At 58.3% G+C, this 20,668-nt stretch carries 22 protein-coding genes; 13 read left to right on the forward strand and 9 right to left on the reverse strand.

Features of this window, described 5'->3' with window-relative positions; genetic code table 11:
* Position 1: 1 nt before the first annotated feature.
* From BAR1_RS16550 to BAR1_RS16565, 4 genes are all read right to left on the reverse strand, one after another.
* The gene (locus BAR1_RS16550) at positions 2-1,150 is read right to left on the reverse strand and encodes a cytochrome D1 domain-containing protein (protein ID WP_118944053.1); all 1,149 of its coding nucleotides are present in this window, start codon (positions 1,148-1,150) and stop codon (positions 2-4) included.
* Positions 1,147-1,455: a c-type cytochrome gene (locus tag BAR1_RS16555; RefSeq protein WP_118944054.1), complete on the reverse strand. Its 309-nt coding sequence runs from the start codon at positions 1,453-1,455 to the stop codon at positions 1,147-1,149. Before BAR1_RS16555 ends, BAR1_RS16550 begins: the two co-directional genes overlap by 4 nt.
* Positions 1,448-2,230, reverse strand: coding sequence for a uroporphyrinogen-III C-methyltransferase (cobA, locus tag BAR1_RS16560; RefSeq protein ID WP_118944055.1), 783 nt, complete (start codon positions 2,228-2,230; stop codon positions 1,448-1,450). Before cobA ends, BAR1_RS16555 begins: the two co-directional genes overlap by 8 nt.
* Before the next feature lie 75 nt (positions 2,231-2,305).
* Positions 2,306-4,024, reverse strand: coding sequence for a nitrite reductase (locus BAR1_RS16565; protein WP_118944056.1), 1,719 nt, complete (start codon positions 4,022-4,024; stop codon positions 2,306-2,308).
* Between the two features lie 158 nt (positions 4,025-4,182).
* Here BAR1_RS16565 and BAR1_RS16570 point away from each other — a divergent pair, with 158 nt between their 5' ends.
* The 6 genes from BAR1_RS16570 to BAR1_RS16595 are packed head-to-tail and all read left to right on the forward strand — an operon-like array spanning position 4,183 to position 9,606.
* Positions 4,183-4,635, forward strand: coding sequence for a c-type cytochrome (locus tag BAR1_RS16570; RefSeq protein WP_118944057.1), 453 nt, complete (start codon positions 4,183-4,185; stop codon positions 4,633-4,635).
* A 15-nt stretch (positions 4,636-4,650) separates the two neighbouring features.
* The gene (locus BAR1_RS16575) at positions 4,651-6,018 is read left to right on the forward strand and encodes a cbb3-type cytochrome c oxidase subunit I (RefSeq protein WP_118944058.1); all 1,368 of its coding nucleotides are present in this window, start codon (positions 4,651-4,653) and stop codon (positions 6,016-6,018) included.
* A 6-nt stretch (positions 6,019-6,024) separates the two neighbouring features.
* Positions 6,025-6,831 (forward strand): CbbQ/NirQ/NorQ/GpvN family protein, encoded by an 807-nt coding sequence (locus tag BAR1_RS16580; protein ID WP_118944059.1) that lies wholly within the window; start codon positions 6,025-6,027, stop codon positions 6,829-6,831.
* An 8-nt stretch (positions 6,832-6,839) separates the two neighbouring features.
* Complete coding sequence (locus BAR1_RS16585) at positions 6,840-8,759, forward strand: nitric oxide reductase activation protein NorD (protein ID WP_118944060.1); 1,920 nt, start codon at positions 6,840-6,842, stop codon at positions 8,757-8,759.
* Positions 8,756-9,313 (forward strand): cytochrome c oxidase subunit 3, encoded by a 558-nt coding sequence (locus tag BAR1_RS16590; protein WP_118944061.1) that lies wholly within the window; start codon positions 8,756-8,758, stop codon positions 9,311-9,313. The genes BAR1_RS16585 and BAR1_RS16590 overlap by 4 nt, the downstream gene beginning before the upstream one ends.
* A 5-nt stretch (positions 9,314-9,318) precedes the next feature.
* Entirely contained in the window at positions 9,319-9,606 is a 288-nt protein-coding gene (locus BAR1_RS16595) for a cytochrome C oxidase subunit IV family protein (RefSeq protein ID WP_118944062.1), read from the forward strand.
* Here the strand turns inward: BAR1_RS16595 and BAR1_RS16600 are convergent.
* Together BAR1_RS16600 and BAR1_RS16605 are read right to left on the reverse strand one after the other, a co-directional pair.
* On the reverse strand, positions 9,603-10,307 hold the full coding sequence (locus BAR1_RS16600; protein ID WP_118944063.1) for a Crp/Fnr family transcriptional regulator: 705 nt from the start codon (positions 10,305-10,307) through the stop codon (positions 9,603-9,605). The genes BAR1_RS16595 and BAR1_RS16600 overlap by 4 nt on opposite strands.
* Positions 10,308-10,410: 103 nt before the next feature.
* Positions 10,411-11,028 carry a TetR/AcrR family transcriptional regulator gene (locus BAR1_RS16605; protein ID WP_118944064.1) on the reverse strand — a complete coding sequence of 206 codons (618 nt, stop codon included), beginning with the start codon at positions 11,026-11,028 and terminating at the stop codon, positions 10,411-10,413.
* A gap of 139 nt (positions 11,029-11,167) precedes the next feature.
* On the opposite strand from BAR1_RS16605, the gene mbfA reads away from it, so the two are divergent.
* The 7 genes from mbfA (at position 11,168) to zapE (ending at position 16,950) form a co-directional block, all read left to right on the forward strand.
* Complete coding sequence (gene mbfA, locus BAR1_RS16610) at positions 11,168-12,145, forward strand: iron exporter MbfA (RefSeq protein WP_118944065.1); 978 nt, start codon at positions 11,168-11,170, stop codon at positions 12,143-12,145.
* Positions 12,146-12,149: 4 nt separating this feature from the next.
* Positions 12,150-12,620 carry a YaiI/YqxD family protein gene (locus tag BAR1_RS16615; RefSeq protein ID WP_118944066.1) on the forward strand — a complete coding sequence of 157 codons (471 nt, stop codon included), beginning with the start codon at positions 12,150-12,152 and terminating at the stop codon, positions 12,618-12,620.
* Positions 12,607-13,233: an HAD family hydrolase gene (locus tag BAR1_RS16620; protein ID WP_118944067.1), complete on the forward strand. Its 627-nt coding sequence runs from the start codon at positions 12,607-12,609 to the stop codon at positions 13,231-13,233. The genes BAR1_RS16615 and BAR1_RS16620 overlap by 14 nt, the downstream gene beginning before the upstream one ends.
* A complete protein-coding gene (locus BAR1_RS16625) occupies positions 13,230-14,150 on the forward strand; it encodes an ornithine cyclodeaminase family protein (RefSeq protein ID WP_118944068.1) in 921 nt (306 codons plus the stop codon). Before BAR1_RS16620 ends, BAR1_RS16625 begins: the two co-directional genes overlap by 4 nt.
* Positions 14,147-14,935, forward strand: coding sequence for a phytanoyl-CoA dioxygenase family protein (locus tag BAR1_RS16630; protein ID WP_118944537.1), 789 nt, complete (start codon positions 14,147-14,149; stop codon positions 14,933-14,935). The genes BAR1_RS16625 and BAR1_RS16630 overlap by 4 nt, the downstream gene beginning before the upstream one ends.
* Before the next feature lie 77 nt (positions 14,936-15,012).
* Positions 15,013-15,861 carry an alpha/beta fold hydrolase gene (locus BAR1_RS16635; RefSeq protein WP_162891821.1) on the forward strand — a complete coding sequence of 283 codons (849 nt, stop codon included), beginning with the start codon at positions 15,013-15,015 and terminating at the stop codon, positions 15,859-15,861.
* A 3-nt stretch (positions 15,862-15,864) separates the two neighbouring features.
* Positions 15,865-16,950, forward strand: coding sequence for a cell division protein ZapE (zapE, locus tag BAR1_RS16640; RefSeq protein ID WP_118944070.1), 1,086 nt, complete (start codon positions 15,865-15,867; stop codon positions 16,948-16,950).
* 510 nt (positions 16,951-17,460) lie between these two features.
* On the opposite strand, the gene BAR1_RS16645 is transcribed toward zapE, so the two are convergent.
* From BAR1_RS16645 to BAR1_RS16655, 3 genes are all read right to left on the reverse strand, one after another.
* Complete coding sequence (locus BAR1_RS16645) at positions 17,461-18,735, reverse strand: bifunctional folylpolyglutamate synthase/dihydrofolate synthase (protein WP_228408602.1); 1,275 nt, start codon at positions 18,733-18,735, stop codon at positions 17,461-17,463.
* A complete protein-coding gene (gene accD / locus BAR1_RS16650) occupies positions 18,732-19,655 on the reverse strand; it encodes an acetyl-CoA carboxylase, carboxyltransferase subunit beta (protein WP_118944071.1) in 924 nt (307 codons plus the stop codon). Before accD ends, BAR1_RS16645 begins: the two co-directional genes overlap by 4 nt.
* A gap of 65 nt (positions 19,656-19,720) precedes the next feature.
* Complete coding sequence (locus tag BAR1_RS16655; RefSeq protein WP_162891822.1) at positions 19,721-20,602, reverse strand: CPBP family intramembrane glutamic endopeptidase; 882 nt, start codon at positions 20,600-20,602, stop codon at positions 19,721-19,723.
* Positions 20,603-20,668 lie beyond the last annotated feature (66 nt).

Raw genomic sequence — 20,668 nt, forward strand, 5'->3', positions numbered from 1 at the left:
TCTATAGCCCCGTCCGGTGCGCGCGTGCGGTGAAAAAGATGCCCGAGGGGCTTTGCGCCTTTATCTCGCCAATCTGTTCATAGGTGCGGGTGTTGTATATTTTCACCCTGTTTTCGTCCCGCACCGAAATCCACACCTCGTTGCCGCGCGGGGCGAATTCCATATGCAGGGTGGCGGGGCCGGTGGCGATTTCCTTCACCACCTTGCCGGTCAGCGTGTCGATCACCTGCACGCGGTCATTCAATGGATGGGCGAAATTCACCCAGACATAGCGCCCGTCGGGCCGTGCCACGGCGAACACCGGCTGGCCATAGGTCTGGGTGCGCCCGACTTCTTTCAGGCTGCGGCTGTCAACCCACAGCACCTCGTGATGGCCCACGGCAGGCAGAACGAAACGGTCACCGGCCAGCGCCCAGCCCTCAAGGTGGGGCATCTTGTAAACCGGCAGTTTGGCTTCGCCCTTGCCGTAATGGGGCAGGATATGTTGCGGGACGGGCGGGTCTTGCCACAGGTCAATCGCGGTCATGCCGTCCTGACCAAACAGGCCGGTGATATAGGTGCGCCCGTCCGGTGTGACCAGCCCGTCATAGGGATTCTTGCCGATGCCGGTCAGCTTGGTCAGCTTCAGTTCATGCGACAGATCGGCAATCCATGTTTCACCGCTGTCCCACATGGTGAACACAAAGCGTCGGCCCGGAATATCGACCAGCCCGATGGTTTTCGCCCCTGTCGGAATATCGGCCACCAGTTCCAGCGTATCGGCATCAAACACCCGCACGCCGCCGGGTTCATAGTTGGACACCGCCACCAGCGTGCCGTCATCCGAAATCGCCCCGCCGATGGAATTGCCCGACTGGATCACGCGGTTAACGATGCTTTGCGTCAAAATATCGACCTTTGTCAGCCCGCCGTCACGGCCAAAGACATAGGCGAACCGTTCATCTGGCGAATAGACAAGGCTGGCGTGACTCAGATCGCCCAGCCCTTCGATCCGGCCAATCGCGGCGTGTTCAGACCGGTCGATCACCACAAGCGACCCCGTCGCACGCTCCACGATCAGCCCCAGATCGCCGGTGGCTTTGTAGACCGTTTCTGCAAAGACAGGCAGGGCGACAAGCAGGGTGATCAGCAGGGCAAACAGACGTTTCATTCTTCGGTGTCCTCCAACAGGTATTGGGCAATCCAGTTGATATCCTGATCGGTCAGCAAAGGCCCCCATGGCGGCATGGCTGTATCGGGGATGCCGTCCTTGATGATCTGCGCCAGCCCTTCGGCATCACGCCCTTCCAGCGTTTGCGCACGGATGTCGGGGCCAAGCCCGCCCTTGCGGGTCATGCCGTGGCAGGCGCCGCAATCCTGTTCGACCAGATGGCGCAATTCGGCCGCGCGGGGGGCGGATACCTCGCCTGCGCTGGCGGTTGTGGCCAGTATCAAAAACAGCAGCAGGCTACGCATGGGCGGCCTCGGCTGGTTGATATCGGGTTGCCAGCGATACAGCCCTCTCGGGCCGAAGCGAAACGACCTGACCAATGATGAACAGCATCGGGGCTGGCATATCAGCCTGCCTGATCCTGTGTTCAACCTGCCCCAGATCGGTAACGAGGCGGGTTTCACTTGGGGTGGTGGCCGATGAAATGGCCATCACGGGCGTATCGGGGGACAGGCCGAACAGCATCAGGTTATGGCTGATCTCGGCAATATTCGCGGCCCCCATATAGACCACCAATGTGCTGCCGGCATCCGCAAGGCTGGACCAGTCCAGATCAAGCGGCTTGTCCTTGGCGCGGTGGCCGGTAACATAGCGCACACTGTCGGCCACGCCGCGATGGGTCAGCGGAATTCCGGCGGTGGCAGACGCACCCTGCGCCGCCGTAATGCCGGGCACATATTCGACAGGAATGCCTTGGGCGCGCAGATAGGCGGCCTCTTCCGAGCCGCGCCCGAATATCAGCGGATCGCCGCCTTTCAGACGCACGACCATACGGCCCGCAAGCGCCTGTTCGGCCAGAATTTCATTGATACGGTCCTGCGGGACCGTGTGGTGTTTCGGGGCCTTCCCGACCGAGATCAACGATGCCCCATCCGGCACCAGCGCCATGATTTCCTTTGACACCAGCCTGTCGTAAACCACCACATCCGCCGCCCGGATCAGGCGCAGCGCTTTGATGGTCAACAGGTCGGGGTCACCCGGCCCTGCGCCAACCAGATAGACAGTTGCAGGTAATGACATGCGCGCGCTCCGCTCTTGAAAGGCTGTGAATAACCAAGAGGGGGAGGGGGCCGTTACAGCCCCCTCCGACAGTGTTTAGTAAACGTCGTTACGGGTGTTGTAGACGTTGAATTTGCCGGTCGGTGTGATCAGACGCGGGTCTTTGATCACATGTTTCAGCTCAAGTGTTTTGTCATCCACCACGACGATGGCCGATTCCTTGTCCTTGGCATTCCAGACCGAGAACCAGATTTCGTCGCCCGCCATGTTGTATTCACCCTGAACAACACGCGGCTGACCTTCTTTGATGTCTGCCCATTCGCCGATTGGCAATGTTTTGAAGGCAGGCTCTTCGGTGCCCAGTTCGCTGATGGTAAAGACAGCAACAGAAGCGGACGTTTCTTCATCCGGGTTCAACGGGGCATCGGCATAAAGGTGATCCGATTTCGGGTTGGATTTCACAAACAGCGAACCACCACCCAGACCTTCCAGCATCTGCACGACTTTCCATGCCTGATCAGGATGTCCTTCGGGATCGGTGCCGATCAAAGACAGGGTTTCATCCCCGAGGTGGGACGTGACCCAGACCGGCCCGTAAACAGGATGCACAATGTTGGCACCGCGACCCGGATGCGGTTTGACCCCGCCGGTTTCAAGGACGGTCACCAGCTTGTCTTCCTTGGTGTCGATCACAGCAACCTTGTCACGGGCGTTTGCGGCAACCAGGAAATAACGCCCTGTGCTGTCAAATCCGCCATCATGCAGGAACCGTTCGGCCTCAATCTCGGTTACATTCAGGTTCTTGATGTCGGAATAGTCGATCATCAGAACCTTGCCGGTTTCCTTGACGTTGACCACAAATTCCGGCCGGAAATGCGATGCCACAATCGAGGCAACCCGCGGTTCAGGGTGATATTCCTGCGTGTCATAGGTCATGCCACGGGTGGATTCCACTTTCAGCGGCTCCAGCGTGTCCCCGTCCATAATCACATATTGCGGTGGCCAGTAGGCGCCGGCGATGGCGAATTTATCCTCGTAACCTTCGAACTTCGAAGTTTCCACCGAACGTGCCTCGGAACCAATTTTAACTTCTGCAACAGTTGCGGGAACTTCCATCCACAGGTCGATCATATTGATCTTGGCATCACGGCCAATCACATACAGATAGCGCCCTGATGCGGAAATCCGGCTGATGTGGACCGCATAACCGGTTTTGATCACCGTGATGATTTCATATGTCGCGCCGTCAATCAGGGCAATCTGGCCGGTATCACGCAGGGTAACCGAGAACAGGTTGTCGATATCCAAATCGTTCATCTTTTGGGTCGGACGATCAGCCGGTGCAATCAGCACCTTCCAGCTGTCCTTGATTTCAGGCATGCCGAATTCTGGCGGCTGGGGTGGCTCGACCATGACATAGCGCGCCATCAGTTTGACTTCGTCTTCGGTCAACTCGCCCGACGTACCCCAGTTGGGCATACCCGCGGGGGAACCATATGTGATAAAGTCATGCGCGCCCTCGTAACCCAGTTCATGGGTGACATCGACGGTTAGCGCCGGGCCGGTTGCCCCTTTGCGCAGCACACCGTGACAACCCGCACAACGCTGGAAAAAGATTGCTTTGCCCTGTTCAAATTCCTCTGCCGTTAGAATCGGGTCGTCGGCCTTCATGCCTTCAACGGTCACACCCAGCTTTGCCAGGGTGTTTGCTTCTGGATTGTAATCTTCTGCCATCGCACCGGAAAACGGAGCGGCAACAAAAAAAGCAGCGCTCGTCAGCAGCGCTGCTTTCCAGTGTCGTGTCGGGGTTTTCATTATCTAGTCCTCCATAGAGTCCGAAAGAAATTCAGCTGGTGAGGCACGTTTGGATTTAACTGATTCTCCCCACTTTTGCCTTGACTTTTGTCAAGGACAATTCCTGAAAACTCACTCACATTCCCGTTACCCTCAACGACTCCGCAAAGGAGGACGCAATGCGTGAAGTCATGACCAAAAGCATGGCCCGGAACATATTTTATGGCGGGTCCCTGTTTTTCCTAGTTATCTTTCTGCTGCTGACATACCAGAGCCGCAGATACATTATCACCGAATCAACCAACGCCGAGACGCTGACAGCCAGCGTGGCGGCAGGCAAACGGGTGTGGGAGCGTAAAGCCTGCATTGATTGCCACACAATTCTGGGCGAAGGCGCCTATTTCGCACCCGAGCTGGGCAATGTAATGACCCGCTGGGGTGTTCAGGATGATCCTGAAGATGCCTTTGATACCCTCAAGGGCTGGATGGAATCCCAACCCTCGGGCGTCGAAGGTCGCCGCCAGATGCCACAATTCAATCTGACCGATGAAGAGATCCGCAACCTGAGCGATTTCCTGCTGTGGACTAACACCATCGACACGCAGGGCTGGCCGCCCACGGACGCAGGTTGAGGAAAGGATGAACCGATGAAATATCAAACTCAAAAAATCGCTCTGGTCTATTTCCTCGTCGCGATGGCGCTGTTTCTGGTGCAGGTCTCGATGGGGTTATTGGCAGGGTGGATCTATGTTTCGCCAAACACACTGTCGGAACTGATGCCGTTTAACATTATCCGCATGTTGCACACCAACTCATTGGTGGTGTGGCTGCTGACCGGCTTTTTCGGCGCGGCCTACTTTATCATTCCGGAAGAAAGCGAAAACGAAATTTATTCGCCGAAACTGGCCTATTTGCAGCTGTTAATTCTGGTGCTGGGCACAACCGGCGTTGTGCTGACCTATACCTTCAACCTGTTTGAAGGCAACTGGCTGCTGGGCAAAGAGGGGCGCGAGTTCCTTGAGCAACCGATCTGGGTCAAAGTCGGCATCGTGGTTGCCGCGCTGATCTTCTTGTTCAATGTCACCATGACAGTGCTGAAGGGCAAAAAAACCGCGATCAGCAACATCCTGCTGCTGGGCCTTTGGGCGCTGGCACTGTTGTTCCTGTTCGCCTTCTACAACCCTGAAAACCTGGCGCTCGACAAGGAATACTGGTGGTATGTGATCCACCTGTGGGTCGAAGGTGTGTGGGAACTGATCATGGCCTCGATTCTGGCCTTCCTGATGCTGAAACTGACCGGTGTTGACCGCGAAGTGGTCGAAAAGTGGCTGTACATCATCGTTGCTACCGCGCTGTTCTCGGGCCTGCTGGGCACAGGACACCACTACTACTGGATCGGTACACCCGGTTACTGGCAGTGGATCGGCTCGATCTTCTCGTCGCTGGAAATCATCCCGTTCTTTGCCATGATGAGCTTTGCTTTCATCATGGTCTGGAAAGGCCGTCGTGACCACCCGAACAAAGCCGCTTTGCTTTGGTCGCTGGGGTGTGCGGTGCTGGCGTTCTTTGGCGCCGGTGTATGGGGCTTCCTGCATACGTTGCACGGGGTGAACTACTATACCCACGGCACGCAGATCACAGCCGCCCACGGTCACCTTGCCTTCTTTGGTGCCTATGTGGCCCTGAACCTTGCGATGTTCACCTATGCCATGCCGATCCTGCTGAAGCGCGATCCGTATAATCAGGTGATCAACATGGCATCGTTCTGGCTGATGTCGGGCGGCATGGTGTTCATGACTTTCTCGCTGACTTTCGCGGGCACTGTGCAATCGCACATGCAGCGGGTTGTCGGTGATTACTTTATGGACGTTCAGGATACGCTGGCCGTGTTCTACTGGATGCGCTTCGGGTCCGGTGTTGCCGTGGTTCTGGGCGTGTTGCTGTATCTTTACGCGGTGCTTGTGCCGCGCAGGGAAATCATCAGCAGTGGCGCCGATGCCACCCCGGCGGAGTAACCGCTGATGGATGGCACACAAAAACTGAAGGGGGCGGCAGATGCCCCCTTCTACCTGCCCCAGGCGGACGAGTGCGAGATTTTCCGCGCCGCCCACGCCAACAGCCTGCCCTTGCTGCTAAAGGGGCCGACCGGCTGTGGCAAAACCCGTTTCGTGGCCCATATGGCCGCCGAACTGGACCGGCCGCTGTATACCGTGGCCTGTCACGATGACCTTTCCGCCGCCGACCTGATTGGCCGCTACCTGCTGAAGGGGGGCGAAACCGTCTGGGTCGATGGCCCGCTGACCCGCGCCGTGCGCGAAGGGGCGATTTGTTACCTCGACGAAGTGGTCGAGGCCCGCAAGGACGTAACCGTGGTGTTGCACCCGCTGACCGACGATCGGCGCATCCTGCCGATCGACCGCACCAGCGAAGAGATCGAGGCCGCCGACGGCTTTATGCTGGTCGCCTCCTACAACCCCGGTTACCAGAATATTCTGAAAACCCTGAAGCCCTCGACCCGCCAGCGGTTCCTGTCGGTGGAATTCGATTTCCCCACGCCCGAACTGGAGGTCGAAGTGGTGATGCGCGAAAGCGGTCTGGACAAGGACCGCGTGCAGGGGCTGGTGCGTCTGGCCGGCAAGCTGCGCGCGCTAAAGGGGCAGGATCTGGAAGAAGGCGTTTCAACCCGCCTGATCGTTTACGCCGCCACGCTGATCCATCAAGGCATGCCTTTGGAGCGTGCCGTGCTGGCCGCAATGATTGAACCGTTAACAGATGAAGAGGATGTGAAACGTGGGCTCCTAGACCTTGTAACTGCCGTCTTCGGGTGAGGCATGGCATGACCAAGGTTGAACTGGATCCGTGGGAACCCGAAGAAACAGTCGGGAAACTATGGCATTCCTTCGCCAGCCGTCTTGATGCGCCAATTCAGCATCAGGGGGCCACGGTCAACCTCTCCGAGGTTGAGGGGCGGCTGGCAATCTTTTTTCGCGGGCTGGGGGGCGATCCTTCGGTCGAAATCAGGCCGGTTGCGGTTGAAATCAGCCGCCACCGCCTGTCGTTTCGCCGCCGTCTGGGCACCGATGCGGAACGTATCGCCCATGCCACATTTGACGGCGAGGCCCTGAGGCTGCCCGACAGCATCGCCCATTTTCCCAGCCGCGAAGCCAACGCCGCACTCTATCTATGGCTGACCGCCTGTGCTGCCCATGCACCGGCGCGGCGCGATGATCCCGATCCCTTGCATGCCGATCTTCTGGCAATTTCCGCCGCCCGTGAAATGACGCAGGCCACGCTGGAACAGGCCCCCGGCCTGCGCCCGCTTTATTCCGCGCTGTGCCAGTTTGCCCTGCACAGCCGCAACCGCCCCAATCTGCCCGCCCGCGAGGCCGAGGTCGAAACCTTGATCCGCCATCTGCTGGGCGAAGATAACACGCCTGCCCTGCTATCCGCACTGGATGATCCGGCAACCGTCACCGCCCCGCGCGGCTACCGCCCGTTCCACCCCGTGCCGCTGTGGCCCGCCCTGCGCGCCGTCGAATTCAGCGCCCCGAGCGAGGCCGAGACCCGCGCCACCGATGGCCGCCCGCCCGAAGAAGGCAGCGAGGTGGTGAAAAAGGCCAAGCGCCACAAGGCGGATCAGGCCGAACGCAAAGACAGCCTGACCCTGTTCAATTTCGAAACCATCCTGTCATGGGCCGAATTCCTGAACCTGAACCGCAAGGTCGAGGACGACGAATACGACAACGCCAAAAAGGCCGCCGATGATCAGGACGAAATCGGGCTGGGGCAGATATCCAAAGCCCCCGCAACCCGCCTGAAACTGCACATTGATCTGGCGCCCGAGGACGTGGACCGCGAACGGCTGTCCGGCGTGTCCACCTATCCCGAATGGGAGGTTCGCAGCAAATCCTACCTGCCCGACCACACCCGCGTTCTGGCCAGTCGCGCCGACATAACCGAAGAAATTCCGTCCTTTCGCACCGATCCAAAAGCCATGCGCCGCATCCGCGCCGTAAAACGCCAGTTCGAGGCGTTGCAACCGGGCCGGATATACCTGCACGGCCAGCCGGATGGCGAGGAACTGGATATGGACGCCGCCGTGCGTTCCTATTCCGACCTGCACGCCTATGGCGAAGGCACCGACCGCATCTGGCGCCAGTCCCGCCCGCAGAGGCGGGACCTCGCGGTGTCGATCCTGCTGGATATTTCCCGCTCGACCGAAAGTGCCGTGACGGGGCGCGCCGTGATTGATATCGAGCGCGAGGCACTGGCCGCGCTGGCATGGGGGCTGGACGCTTGCGGCGACGATTTCGCCATCCATGCCTTTTCATCACTGAAACGCGATCGGGTCTATATGCTGTCCTGCAAGGAATTCGGCGAGCCGATGAACACCGAAGTAGAGGCGCGGATCGGCAGCCTGAAACCCGGGTTTTATACCCGCATGGGGGCCGCCATCCGTCATACCTCGGCCGATCTGGCCAAACAGGCGAAAAAGAAACGCCTGTTGCTGGTGATCACCGACGGCAAGCCCAACGATCTGGACCATTACGAAGGGCGCCACGGGATCGAAGATACCGCCATGGCCATCCGCGAGGCCCGCCGCGCGGGGCATTCGGTTTACGGCATCACGGTCGAGGCACGCGACAAGGCATGGTTCAACCGGATGTTCGGGCAGGGGGGGTATGCGACCATTGCGCACCCTGACAAGCTGACGCTTGCGCTGCCGGAAATTTACCGTCATCTGGTGGGCGCATGAGCGATATTGAACAACACAGCGTTCTGGACGAACTGCCCGGCGATCTGATGATCTGGGTGCTGATTGTCAGCGAACTGTTGGTGTTCGGCGCAGGGTTGGCGGCGTTTTTGTCGGTGCGGATTATCGACCCCGCCTTGTTTGCTGAATCGCAGGATCACCTGAACCGTGCCGCCGCCGGTGCCAACACCGCCATTCTGGTTACCAGCGGATTTCTGGCCGCCAAGGCCCTGCGTTTGCGCGAAGCCGCGCAGCGGGCAAAGGCACGGCTGATGCTGGTGATTGCCGCCGTTCTGGGCGTGGCGTTCCTGTGGATCAAAACGATTGAATACCGCGCCGATGCGGCGGCGGGGATAGACATCGACACCAACGCCTTTTTCACCTTCTACTATCTGCTGACCGGTTTTCACGCAGCGCATGTGGTGGCGGGTATCCTGATTCTGCTGTTGGTCGCATGGCGCGACGCCCCCCGCAATATCGAGGTCGGGGCGGCATTTTGGCATATGGTGGATCTGGTCTGGGTGCTGCTGTTTCCTGTCATTTATCTGCTGAGGTAACGGATATGTTAAACGACAAGCTGATACGCGCATGGATCGCCCTGTTGGTCCTAAGTGCCACCAGCACTGCCGTTGCCATTTTCATAGATCGCGGGACAACTGCAAGCGGTGTGGACTGGAGTCCTGTGGTCGCCGGTGTTGTGATCCTGTTGCTGGCCTTGATCAAAGGGCGGATTATCCTGTCACGTTATCTGGGCCTTGAAACCACCCGCTTTTGGCGGCGCGGGTTCAATACCGCGCTGACACTCTATGCACTGGTGCTATTGGGCCTGTATCTGGCGCCGATGCTTTAGATCGTCTTGCGCAGGCGCAATTCCTCGTCACCCATCGCAAAAGCATGCAATCCTTCAACGTCGGCAATCGCGGCGTGGTTCTGACGCACAGTTACGCCCAGTTTACGCAGCTTGGCAAAGGCGCGCGACAGGCTTTCGGGTTTCATTCCCAGCCGACCGGCTATCAGGGATTTGTCATAGGGCAGGGTAACGGTGCAGGCCCCTTCGCAGACCGGACATAGCCCTACTAGAAACTCGGCCACCCTCTGCGCGCCGGAAAAGGCTTTGATCTGCTCCAGTTGCAATACAATCGAATGCAGGTGCTGGAACGTCGCGGCCAGCATGGAAACCGCAATCTCGGGATCGCTTTCGATCAGGCCCGTCAAAACCGAGGTCGGCAGGCTGATGACATGGCTATCTGTCACGGATTCAGCGGCCACCGGATATACCTCGTGACGCAGGGCCAGTGCCTCGCCAAAGCTGTGACCGGCGGTAAAGACACCGACGACCGCTTCGGCACCATTGGGGGCAATCCGGTACAGTTTTACCCAGCCTTCAATCACGATATAAATGTTGTCCGCAGGATCGCCCTGAAGGAATATCGTTTCCCCCTGTTTGAAATCCTGCTCGGTTGTATTGGACAGAATCATACTGACCGAGGTCTTCGGCAGGCTGGACAGGAACAGCGATTCCCGTGCGATTGCTTCTGTTTTCTTATCCATTGTGCCATCCGGATCCGGTTGAAGCTGCGCGTTTCACCCTCCCCTGCATAATAACCGAGTCGTCAGGGGTTCACTAGACTGAAAACGCATTTTCGGGGTCGGGTTACGCCCCGTATCGCGCCATGAACATATCAACCGCGCCGTTTAGAACCCGTTCGATTTCCGCTTTGTCAAAGCTGCTTTCCATCCCGCACAACAAGCGGGGAAAGAACGATGCCTTGCACAATTCGGCAAACTGGTCGGCGGCCAAGTCAAGATCATCGATTTTCAACTGGCCTTTGTCAATGGCCTCATGGAAATACGCAACCAGACGTTCGCGCACCAGTTGTGGGCCTGATTCGTAAAAATGCTTGCCCAACTCGGGGAAACGGCCGGATTCAGCGGTGCATATGCGAAACATACTTAACCCGAAATCCGAAATGAAAAACTCGATCATCCGCAGGCCCGCTTCGCGAAGCACTTCGTCTGGCGTTGAATCGCTTGTTACCACCTCAAGCGCAGTGTCGGCCTGCCGGTGGCATTCGCATTTGGCGACCTCGGCGAACAACAGACGTTTGTCGGGGAAATAGCTGTAAAGCGTCGCTTTGGATACGCCTGCTGTTTTGGCAATATCGTCAACACTGGCCCCTTCAAACCCGTCCTTCATAAAAACCACGCGCGCGCCTTCCAGAACCTGATCGAACTTGCGACCTTTTCTAATTTTGTGTGCTGTGGCTGTCATTCGGTTCTCCGTTATTAGAGTAGAACTATAATCTGAACTGTTTAGTTTAAGCAAGAAAAGAACATCCCGGCACCCTTTCCCCTTGCGTCACTTGTAGGCTTTGTTATCTTGGAATCATTCCAAACTAAGGAGTCTGCCAATGATCCCCGGTGTCAGCAACCGCCGCCGTTTTTCCGACCTGAACGAACAGGAAATTCTGGCGCTCGCCATTTCGTCGGAAGAGGACGACGCGCAAATCTATCGTGGTTATGCCGAACGCCTGCGGGCGGATTTTCCCAATTCTGCCAAGGTGTTTGACGCCATGGCCGCCGAAGAGGACGAACACCGCCGCCGGTTGATCGAACTGCACAAGGAACGGTTTGGCGATGTTATTCCTTTGATCCGCCGCGAGCATGTGGCCGGCTTTTATGCCCGCCGCCCGATCTGGCTGGTTGAAAATCTGGGGCTGGAGCGCATCCGCGAAGAAGTGGCGAAAATGGAGCAGGATGCCGAGGCATTCTATACCCGCGCCGCACAGCAAACCAAGGACGCCGCAACCCGCAAACTGCTGGGCGATCTGGCGGCCGACGAGGCAGGGCACAACGCCAAAGCCGCCACCCTGCAAGAGGAATTACTTGGGGGGGACGAAGCGGAAAAAGAGAACTTCACCGCGCATCGTCAATTTGTGCTGACCTGGGTCCAGCCGGGCCTTGCCGGCCTGATGGATGGTTCGGTTTCCACCCTTGCGCCGATCTTTGCCACGGCCTTTGCCACACATAATACATGGACCACCTTTCTGGTTGGCACTGCCGCGTCCATCGGTGCCGGTATCTCGATGGGCTTTACCGAGGCGGCCTCGGATGACGGGGTTCTTTCGGGGCGGGGTTCGCCGTTCAAACGGGGGGTTGCTTCGGGTGTGATGACCACCCTTGGCGGGTTGGGGCACGCCCTGCCCTATCTGATCGCCGATTTCTGGACGGCCACCTTCATCGCCTTTGTCGTGGTGTTCTTTGAACTGTGGACAATTGCCTGGATTCAGAACCGTTACATGGACACCCCGTTCATGCGGGCCGCGTTTCAGGTGGTTCTGGGCGGCGCGCTGGTGTTTGCCACCGGCGTGTTGATCGGCGCGGGTTAGCGCCATGTCAGCCATCTACATTGACGCCGACGCCTGCCCCGTCAAAGACGAGGCCGAGCGCGTGGCAACGCGCCACGGCCTGAAAATGTATGTCGTCTGTAACGGGGGGCTGCGCCCCTCGGCCAATCCGCTGGTGGAAATGGTGTTCGTGCCGGACGGGCCGGATGTGGCCGATATGTGGATTGCCGAACGCGCCGGTCGTGGGGATGTTGTGGTGACGGGTGACATCCCGCTGGCCGCGAAATGCCTCGAGGGCGGTGCCCGCGTGATCCGCCACAATGGCGAAGTGTTCACCCCCGCCAACATCGGCAACATTCTGGCCACCCGCGATCTGATGAGCGATCTTCGCGCCGCCGATCCGTTTCGTCAGGGTGGCGGCAGGCCCTTTACAAAGGCCGACCGGTCGCGTTTCCTTTCATCGCTGGATACCGAATTGCAAAAAGCGATGAAAGAAGGTGCGGATGGGGCAGGTTAAGGCTGTAATCTACGATATCGGTCAGGTGCTGATCGAATGGAACCCTGAACGGTTTTACGATGCTGCCATCGGAGTGTACCGTCGCAAGGCGCTGTTTGCGGCGGTTGATCTATACGGAGTGAACGATCAGGTGGACCGCGGCGCGTCGTTTCGCGATTCCTTTTATGCGCTGGCCGACAGGCACCCCGAATACGGCGATGAAATCCGCATGTGGCATGACCGCTGGCTGGATATGGCCAGCCCCGAAATCCCGTGGTCCGTGCGCCTGTTGCGCACCATTCGGGCTAAGGGGGTGCCGGTGTTTGCCCTGTCGAATTTTGGCATTGAACCGTTTGAAACCGCAATGCTGCACTATCCGTTTTTCAACGAATTCGATCAGAAATATGTGTCGGGCTATCTGCGGATGATGAAACCCGATAACGACATTTATGCCGCATTAGAGGCGGGTTGCGGCCTACCCCCCGAAACCCTGCTGTTCACCGATGACCGGCCCGAAAACATCCAAACCGCCGCAAAACGTGGATGGGGCGCGCATCTGTTTGAAGGGCCGGAAGGCTGGGCGCGGGCACTGGTTGATCACGGGGTGTTATCAGAGCAGGAGGCCGGATTATGACGTTTGAGATCATCGGATTTGACGAAGGCCAAGCGTCGCTGGACTGGAACGATCTGGGCGCGGCTTTGACCAGGGCGCACAGACTGCCAAAGGCCGAAATCGCCGACACGCTGCTTTATCGGGGAAAGGATACGCTGCTTTCACGGGCCGCGTGGATCGTCGGGCTGGGGCTGGCAACCAAGGCGGCGACGATCTTTCCCGACAATCCGGCGCAGGGCAAGCCCGTGGTCAACGGCGCTGTGAACCTGTTTTCGGACGATACCGGCGAGTTGGAAGCCCTGATAGATTTCCATCTGGTGACCAAATGGAAAACGGCAGGCGACAGTCTGCTTGCAGCCAGACATCTGGCCCGCCCCGACAGCCGCAATATCCTGATTGTCGGTGCTGGCACTGTGGGCCGGTCCCTGCGCGAAGCCTATGGGGCTGGCTTTCCAGATGCCAGCTTCACCGTCTGGAACCGCACACCAGAAGGGGCGCGAAAAATGGCCTCGGAATACCCCGACACCCGCGCTGTGGATGATCTGGAAGCAGCGGTCAGGGCGGCGGATATTGTCACCTCGGCCACGATGGCCACCGAACCGCTGATTATGGGCGACTGGTTGCAGGTGGGCCAGCACATCGACCTGATCGGCGCCTATCGCCCCGACATGCGCGAGGCCGATGATACCGCCATCGAGCGGGCGCGGCTGTTTGTGGACAGTCGCGATACAACAATAGACCATATCGGCGAGTTGATGATGCCGATTGCCAGCGGGGCTTTGACGCACAGTGATGTGATCGCCGATTTCTATGACTTGGCAACAGGTGCATTTACACGCAATGATGATAACGAGATTACATTGTTCAAGAACGGCGGCGGGGCACATCTGGATTTGATGGTCAGCCGCTATATTCTGGATGCTTGGAGGGGCCGGTGATTACAGATAAACAGATTGCCGATTTTCAGCGTGACGGTGTGGTCAAGTTAAACGGAGTGTTTGCCGATTGGGTCGAAGTGATGGCTGCCGGTGTGGCGCGCAATCTGGCCAAACCCGGCGAATATGCGTCCGAGAATGACGTTAAACAGGGGCGGTTTTTTGACGATTACTGCAACTGGAGCCGCATCCCCGAATTTGAACGCATTGTGCGCGAAAGTCCGGCCGCCGAACTGGCCGCCAAGATCATGCAATCGTACAGCGCGCAATTCTTCCACGATCATGTTCTGGTCAAGGAAAGTGGCACGCCCACACCAACACCGTGGCATCAGGACGGCCCCTATTATTTCGTCGAGGGCGAACAGACCGTCAGCATGTGGATACCGCTTGACCCGGTGGATAAGGCCAGCCTGCGTTTCATCGCGGGATCGCACAAATGGGACCGCATGGTGCGCCCTGTCAGCTGGGCCGATGACAGCGATTTTTACGAGGGTGATCACGACTGGATTCCGGTGCCCGACCCCGATGCAGACCCCGACGGAATGACGGTTCTTGAATGGCCGATGCAACCGGGTGATGCGGTGTTGTTTGACTATCGCACGGTGCATGGCGCGCGCGGCAATATGTCGGGTAGCACCCGCCGCGCGCTATCGCTGCGCTGGGTCGGGGATGATGCGCGTTATGTGGAACGGCAGGGGCGCACATCTCCGCCCTTTCCCGGGCACGGGATGGTCACGGGGCAGCGCCTGCGCCAAGACTGGTTTCCGGTAATTTGGGGGCAATCATGATATTGTGGTGGGTACTGTTAGCAATCTTGGTGGTTTACTTTTTACCTCTGGCAATAGCCCGCCACCGCAGGCGCCCGATGAACAAAGCCGCACGGGCCGAGGCACCGGGCAAGTTTGCCAAATTGCCCAGCGGCAGAACCTATTATGAGTGGCATGGGCCCCTGAATGGACCGATCGCCGTTTGCATTCACGGGCTGACAACCCCCAGCTATGTCTGGCGCGCTGTGGAAAACGGGTTGAAGATGATGGATTACCGTGTGCTGACCTATGACCTGTACGGACGCGGCTATTCCGCACGCGCTCTGGGACGCCAGAACGCCGATTTTTTCATCACCCAGCTAGAGGAATTGCTGGAAGATCAGGGCATAGATGGCGGTATCATGTTGCTGGGCTATTCGATGGGCGGCGCGATTGCGACCTGCTATGCTGCGAAACATCCCGATATGCTGGAACGGATGATCCTGATTGCGCCGGCCGGCTTGGGAATCAAATCGAACCGTTTTCAGGATTTTGTCGTCAAAACCCCCGTGATCGGCGACTGGATTATGAGGGTATTTGGCGGGCATATGATCCGCAAGGCGGTTAAAGCGGAATCATCTATCCCCTCGGAAATTCCCGATATTTATGATCGCCAGATTGCTGATACCTATGTCAGGGGTTTCCTTCCGGCGGTGCTGTCCAGTCTACGCAACATCCTGTCAAAACCGCTTGATGAAGAACACCGCAAGATTGCGAAAACCGGCCTGCCCGTTGCCGCCATCTGGGGCGAAGAAGACAAGGTTATCCCGCTTGCCGGCCTTGGAAAACTGACAAAGCTGAACCGCAATGTGCGTCAAACGATGGTTAAGGGGGCCAGCCATTCTTTGGCTTACACTTACCCGAAAGATGTGATCAAAGCGATCCAGGAATTCCTGCGCGAAGTTTAGTTTATGTCCGAAACCCTGCAACAGATATACGCCCGATTGGTGGCCGAAGGTAAGCTGACGGCCGATCCGGCGCAACAAGCGGTATTGCCGGTATTGCAGGATATTCGCGACCATCTGGAAGCTGCCAAAACCCGCAAACGCGGCATATTGGGCGGGCTGTTCCACAAACCCGAAGAGGTGCCGCAGGGCCTGTATATGTGGGGCGGCGTCGGGCGCGGAAAATCCATGTTAATGGATTTGTTTGTCGATAATCTGGCCATCACCGAAAAGCGCCGCGTGCATTTCCATGCCTTCATGCAAGAGATCCACGAGGGTATGAACGCAGCCCGCAAAAGCGGGGTGGACGATGCGATTGCGCCGGTGGCCGAAGGGATTGCACAGCAAGTGCGCCTGCTGGCCTTTGACGAAATGCAAATCAGTGACATTGCCGATGCAATGATCGTCAGCCGTCTGTTCGAGGCATTGTTTGACGCGGGGGTTGTCGTGGTCACCACATCAAACCGTCCACCCGATGATCTGTACAGGGACGGGTTGAACCGGCAATTGTTCCTGCCCTTCATCGAGTTGATCAAACAGCAGATGGTGGTGCATGAACTGGCCAGCCCCACAGATTACCGGCAGGACAGGCTGGGCGGTGTGCGCAGCTACTTCGTGCTACATGGTCCCAAGGCACGCTCGGCGCTGGATACGGTGTGGAAAGAACTGACCGGCGGGCCCAAAGGCGAGCCTCTAACCCTGCGGGTAAAGGGGCGTGATGTGGTGTTGCCGCGGTTTCACAACGGGGTGGCGCGGGCGACATTTTTCGATCTGTGCGGTGCCCCGTTGGGTGCGGTGGATTATCTGGCGATATGCGAGGTGACGCGCGTGCTGTTGCTGGACGATATCCCGCTGTTGTCGCGTAGCAATTTCAACGAGGCGAAGCGGTTCGTCACCCTGATTGACACTTTATACGAAGCCCATGTGCGCCTGATTTGCACCGCCGCCGCTTTGCCGGAAATGCTCTATGTCGAAGGCGACGGCGCGTTCGAGTTCGAGCGCACCGCCAGTCGTTTGCGTGAAATGATGGGGGCCGAGTGGGCCGAAGGCTAGACTTGGTTTGAAGAACCGGAGGCCCTACGGGCCGCTTTTTTGATTTGCGCCCTGACGGGCGCGATGCCTCCGGCGGAGGTATTTGGGGCAAGAAGATGAGCTGATTTTAGCGCTTTTGAAAGAGGAAAGCCAATATGGAGACCAACCAAAAGACCGTTACTGCCCATAATGCGGGGTTTTTGCGCTGGAAAAGTGTTGCGATCCAGCTTCCGCAATCGGGGCCTATAACCACAAATACAAAGCAAAGAACTGAGATCAGAACGAATATAGATGTTTCGATGCCGGATATTTTTTGCCGGTAGCGAAAGACACGGATAGCAAGCGGGATAGCGTATAGAGCAAATACAACGGTGACAATTTCATCATCCCCGCCAGAACTTAGCAACTGGCGGCAAAGGAAAAGTGGGGGTTCCCCCGCCGCAACAAATCCCTCTGACGAGGCAAAGTAGAATCCGAACCATATGAGAAAAGACAGGGCAAGCAGGTAGGCTATTCCTGACAGATGTTTCGTTAGCCGTTTTCCCGCAACACAACCCCCGCCAGATAGAGCGAACCACAGATCAGGATACGGGCGTTCGGGTCGGTCTGGATGATGTCGGCAATGGCGGATTGCACGTTGTCGGCAATATGCGTCTCCATTCCCACCTGTTTTGCCGCTTTGGCGGTTTCGGCGGCAGGCAGGGTTGCTGCCTCGCCGGGGATAGAGACAGCATGCAGGGATTTGGCATGTTGCGCCAGCGGGCGCAGGTATCCGGTAATGTCCTTGGTGTTCAGCATGCCGCAGATCAGGTGCAGCGGGCGGGTTGGCAGGCGTGTCAGGGCCTCGGACAATGCGTGTCCGGCGGCGGGGTTGTGGCCGCCATCCAGCCAGAGTTCCGCCGTGCCCGCAGCCTCTACCAGCGGGCCGTTTTTCAGGCGTTGCAGGCGGGCGGGCCATGTGGCGTTTGTCATGGCGGCCTCGCATGCTGTTTCGCCAAAACCCAGCCGGCGCAGGGCGGCGATGGCGACGCCGGCATTCTGGATCTGGTGCGCGCCGATCAGCGCGGGCAGGGGCAGGTCCAGCAGGCCGGTTTCATCCTGATAGATCAAGCGATGGCGTTCTTCCCAGACGTGCCAGTGCTGGCCATGCACCATCAGCGGCGCGCCAAGGCGGTTGGCGGTGGCCTCGATCACCTCTAATGCCTCGTCCGGTTGCGGGCCGACGATGCAGGGCACACCGCGTTTGATGATACCCGCCTTTTCGCCCGCGATTTCCGTCAGGGTTTCGCCCAGAAACTGGGTGTGGTCGATGGAGACCGGCGTGATCACCGTCAGCGCGGGTTTGTCCACCACGTTGGTTGCGTCCATCTTGCCGCCAAGGCCGACCTCGAGCAGGGTGAAATCAGCAGGTGTTTCTGCAAAAGCCAGGAGAGCGGCGGCGGTAGTGATTTCAAAATAGGTGATCGTATCGCCGTTGTTGGCAGTATAGCAGCGATCCAGAAGATCGGTCAGTGCGGGTTCGGATATATGTTCGCCCGCCAGCGTAATGCGTTCGTGAAACCGCGCCAGATGCGGCGAGATATAGGCGTGAACCGATTTCCCCGCGCCTTCCAGACCGGCGCGGATCATCGCCTGTGTTGACCCTTTGCCATTGGTCCCCGCGATATGGATCACGGGGGGCAGTTTGCGTTCGGGATGGCCAAGGGTGGCCAGCAGCGGGTCAATGCGGTCAAAGGTCAGGTCGATGACCTTGGGATGCAGCGTCATCATCCGTTCAAGGATGATGTCCGAGGTCGGCGTGCTCACTTTTCTTCCGCAGGTTGGTCGGGGGTTTCGACGGTTTCCTTGGGGGCGGGCAAATCGCCCATCACCGGTGGCGTCATCCCCATCAGCATCCGCACGATGGTGACCAACTCGTCGCGCATATCCTTGCGGTGGGTCACGCGGTCCAGCATACCGTGATCCAGCAGGTATTCCGACCGCTGGAACCCTTCGGGCAGTTTTTCACCGATGGTTTGTTCAATCACCCGCGCACCGGCAAAGCCGATCAGGGCGTTTGGTTCGGCGATCTGCACATCGCCCAGCATCGCGTAGGACGCGGTAACCCCGCCGGTTGTCGGGTGGGTCAGCACAACGATATAGGGCAGGCCCGCCTCGCGCAGCATTTGCACGGCGACCGTGGTGCGGGGCATTTGCATCAGCGACAGGATACCTTCCTGCATCCGTGCGCCACCGGCGGCCGAGAACAGGATAAAGGGGCGTTTGGTGGCCACGGCCCGTTCGGCAGCGGCGATAATGGCGTTGCCGACATACATCCCCATCGAGCCACCCATAAAACTGAAATCCTGCGCGGCTGCGACAACGGGGGTGCGGCCGATTTCGCCCTCGACCACCAGAATGGCATCCTTTTCGCCGGTGTTCTTTTGCGCGGCCTTGATCCGCTCGGGGTATTTCTTCTGATCCTTGAAGCCCAGCGGGTCCAGCGGCACATCCGGCACCTCGATTTCGGTGAAAATACCGCCATCGAACAGATGTTCAAACCGTTCGCGCGGCGTGATCCGCATATGGTGGCCGCATTCGCTGCAAACCTGCTGGTTTTCCTTTAGTTCGCGGTGAAACAGCATGGTGCCGCACTCGGGGCATTTGGTCCACAGGTTGTCCGGTGTTTCGCGACGCGAAAACAGCGAGTTGATCGTGGGGCGAACGTAGTTGTTGATCCAGTTCATCGGGTCGGCACCTATGCAGTGGTTTTGTTAACTTCCGAGATAAGGCGCGTTTGGGGAAATTGCAATCAGCGGTCAAGCGCAATGCGCAGAATCCGCCAGATAACCAGCAATAAAAGCAGATCCATACCCAGTGCCAAAGGCAACTCGGCTGTATCCGCCTTGTTGAACGGCGTCACATACAGAGCCAGCCCCGTGATCGTATCCTGCACCGACACAAACAGCAGCGCAAAGATGTTGTTGGCGAAATGCAGACCGATCCCGGCCCCCAGACTGCCGGTTCTTTGCACCAGATCCGAAGCAATCAGCGCCATGGCAAAGGTCACCCCGATCACCAGCCATTTGTTGTTGCCCATCGCCGGATCCCAATGCAGTGCGGCAAACAGGGCGGCAGGCAGGACCATCCAGACAAGCGGCGATTTGAACCGTGCGGCCAGTTGCTGTTGCAGATAACCGCGAAAGACCAGCTCCTCGGCGCCGGTCTGGATCAGGATCAGGGGAACGGCATAGGGCAGATAGCCCAGCCATTCCTGCAGCGGCAGGTTGGGTTGCACTGGCTGGAACCACAGCATGACCGCGCTATAGGCCGCCATAACCAGCAGCACCGTGACGCTCGCGGTCAGGAAACCGCGGATGGTCACATCCAGCGGCCCGAACAAGGTGCCCGGCCCGCGCATGTGGCAGGCGGGGGCGGCGATGATCGGGCCCAGCGCCATGCCGATAAAGGTAAACAGCATGATCAGGGTCGGCACCGCGCCTTGCACCGTCAGCACCGCGTTGGCCCAGCGCAAAGACCCCATTGGAAAGGTGGCGATAACGCCCGCCCAGAACACCAGCCCGATAAAGCCGATGTAAACGAACAGGATCAGCAGGATGCCAAGCCCCAGCCGCCAGAGTTGCGGATACAGGCAGGCGGGGGCGATATAGGCGTTGAATTCGGGGCTGCGCATGGGGCGGCAGCATTCAGCAAAGATAGGGGTTGTGCAAGGTGGAAATGTGGTCAAACTGCGTTTCAG

Origin of the sequence: Profundibacter amoris (genome assembly GCF_003544895.1) — a bacterium.
GTDB classification, from domain to species: domain Bacteria; phylum Pseudomonadota; class Alphaproteobacteria; order Rhodobacterales; family Rhodobacteraceae; genus Profundibacter; species Profundibacter amoris.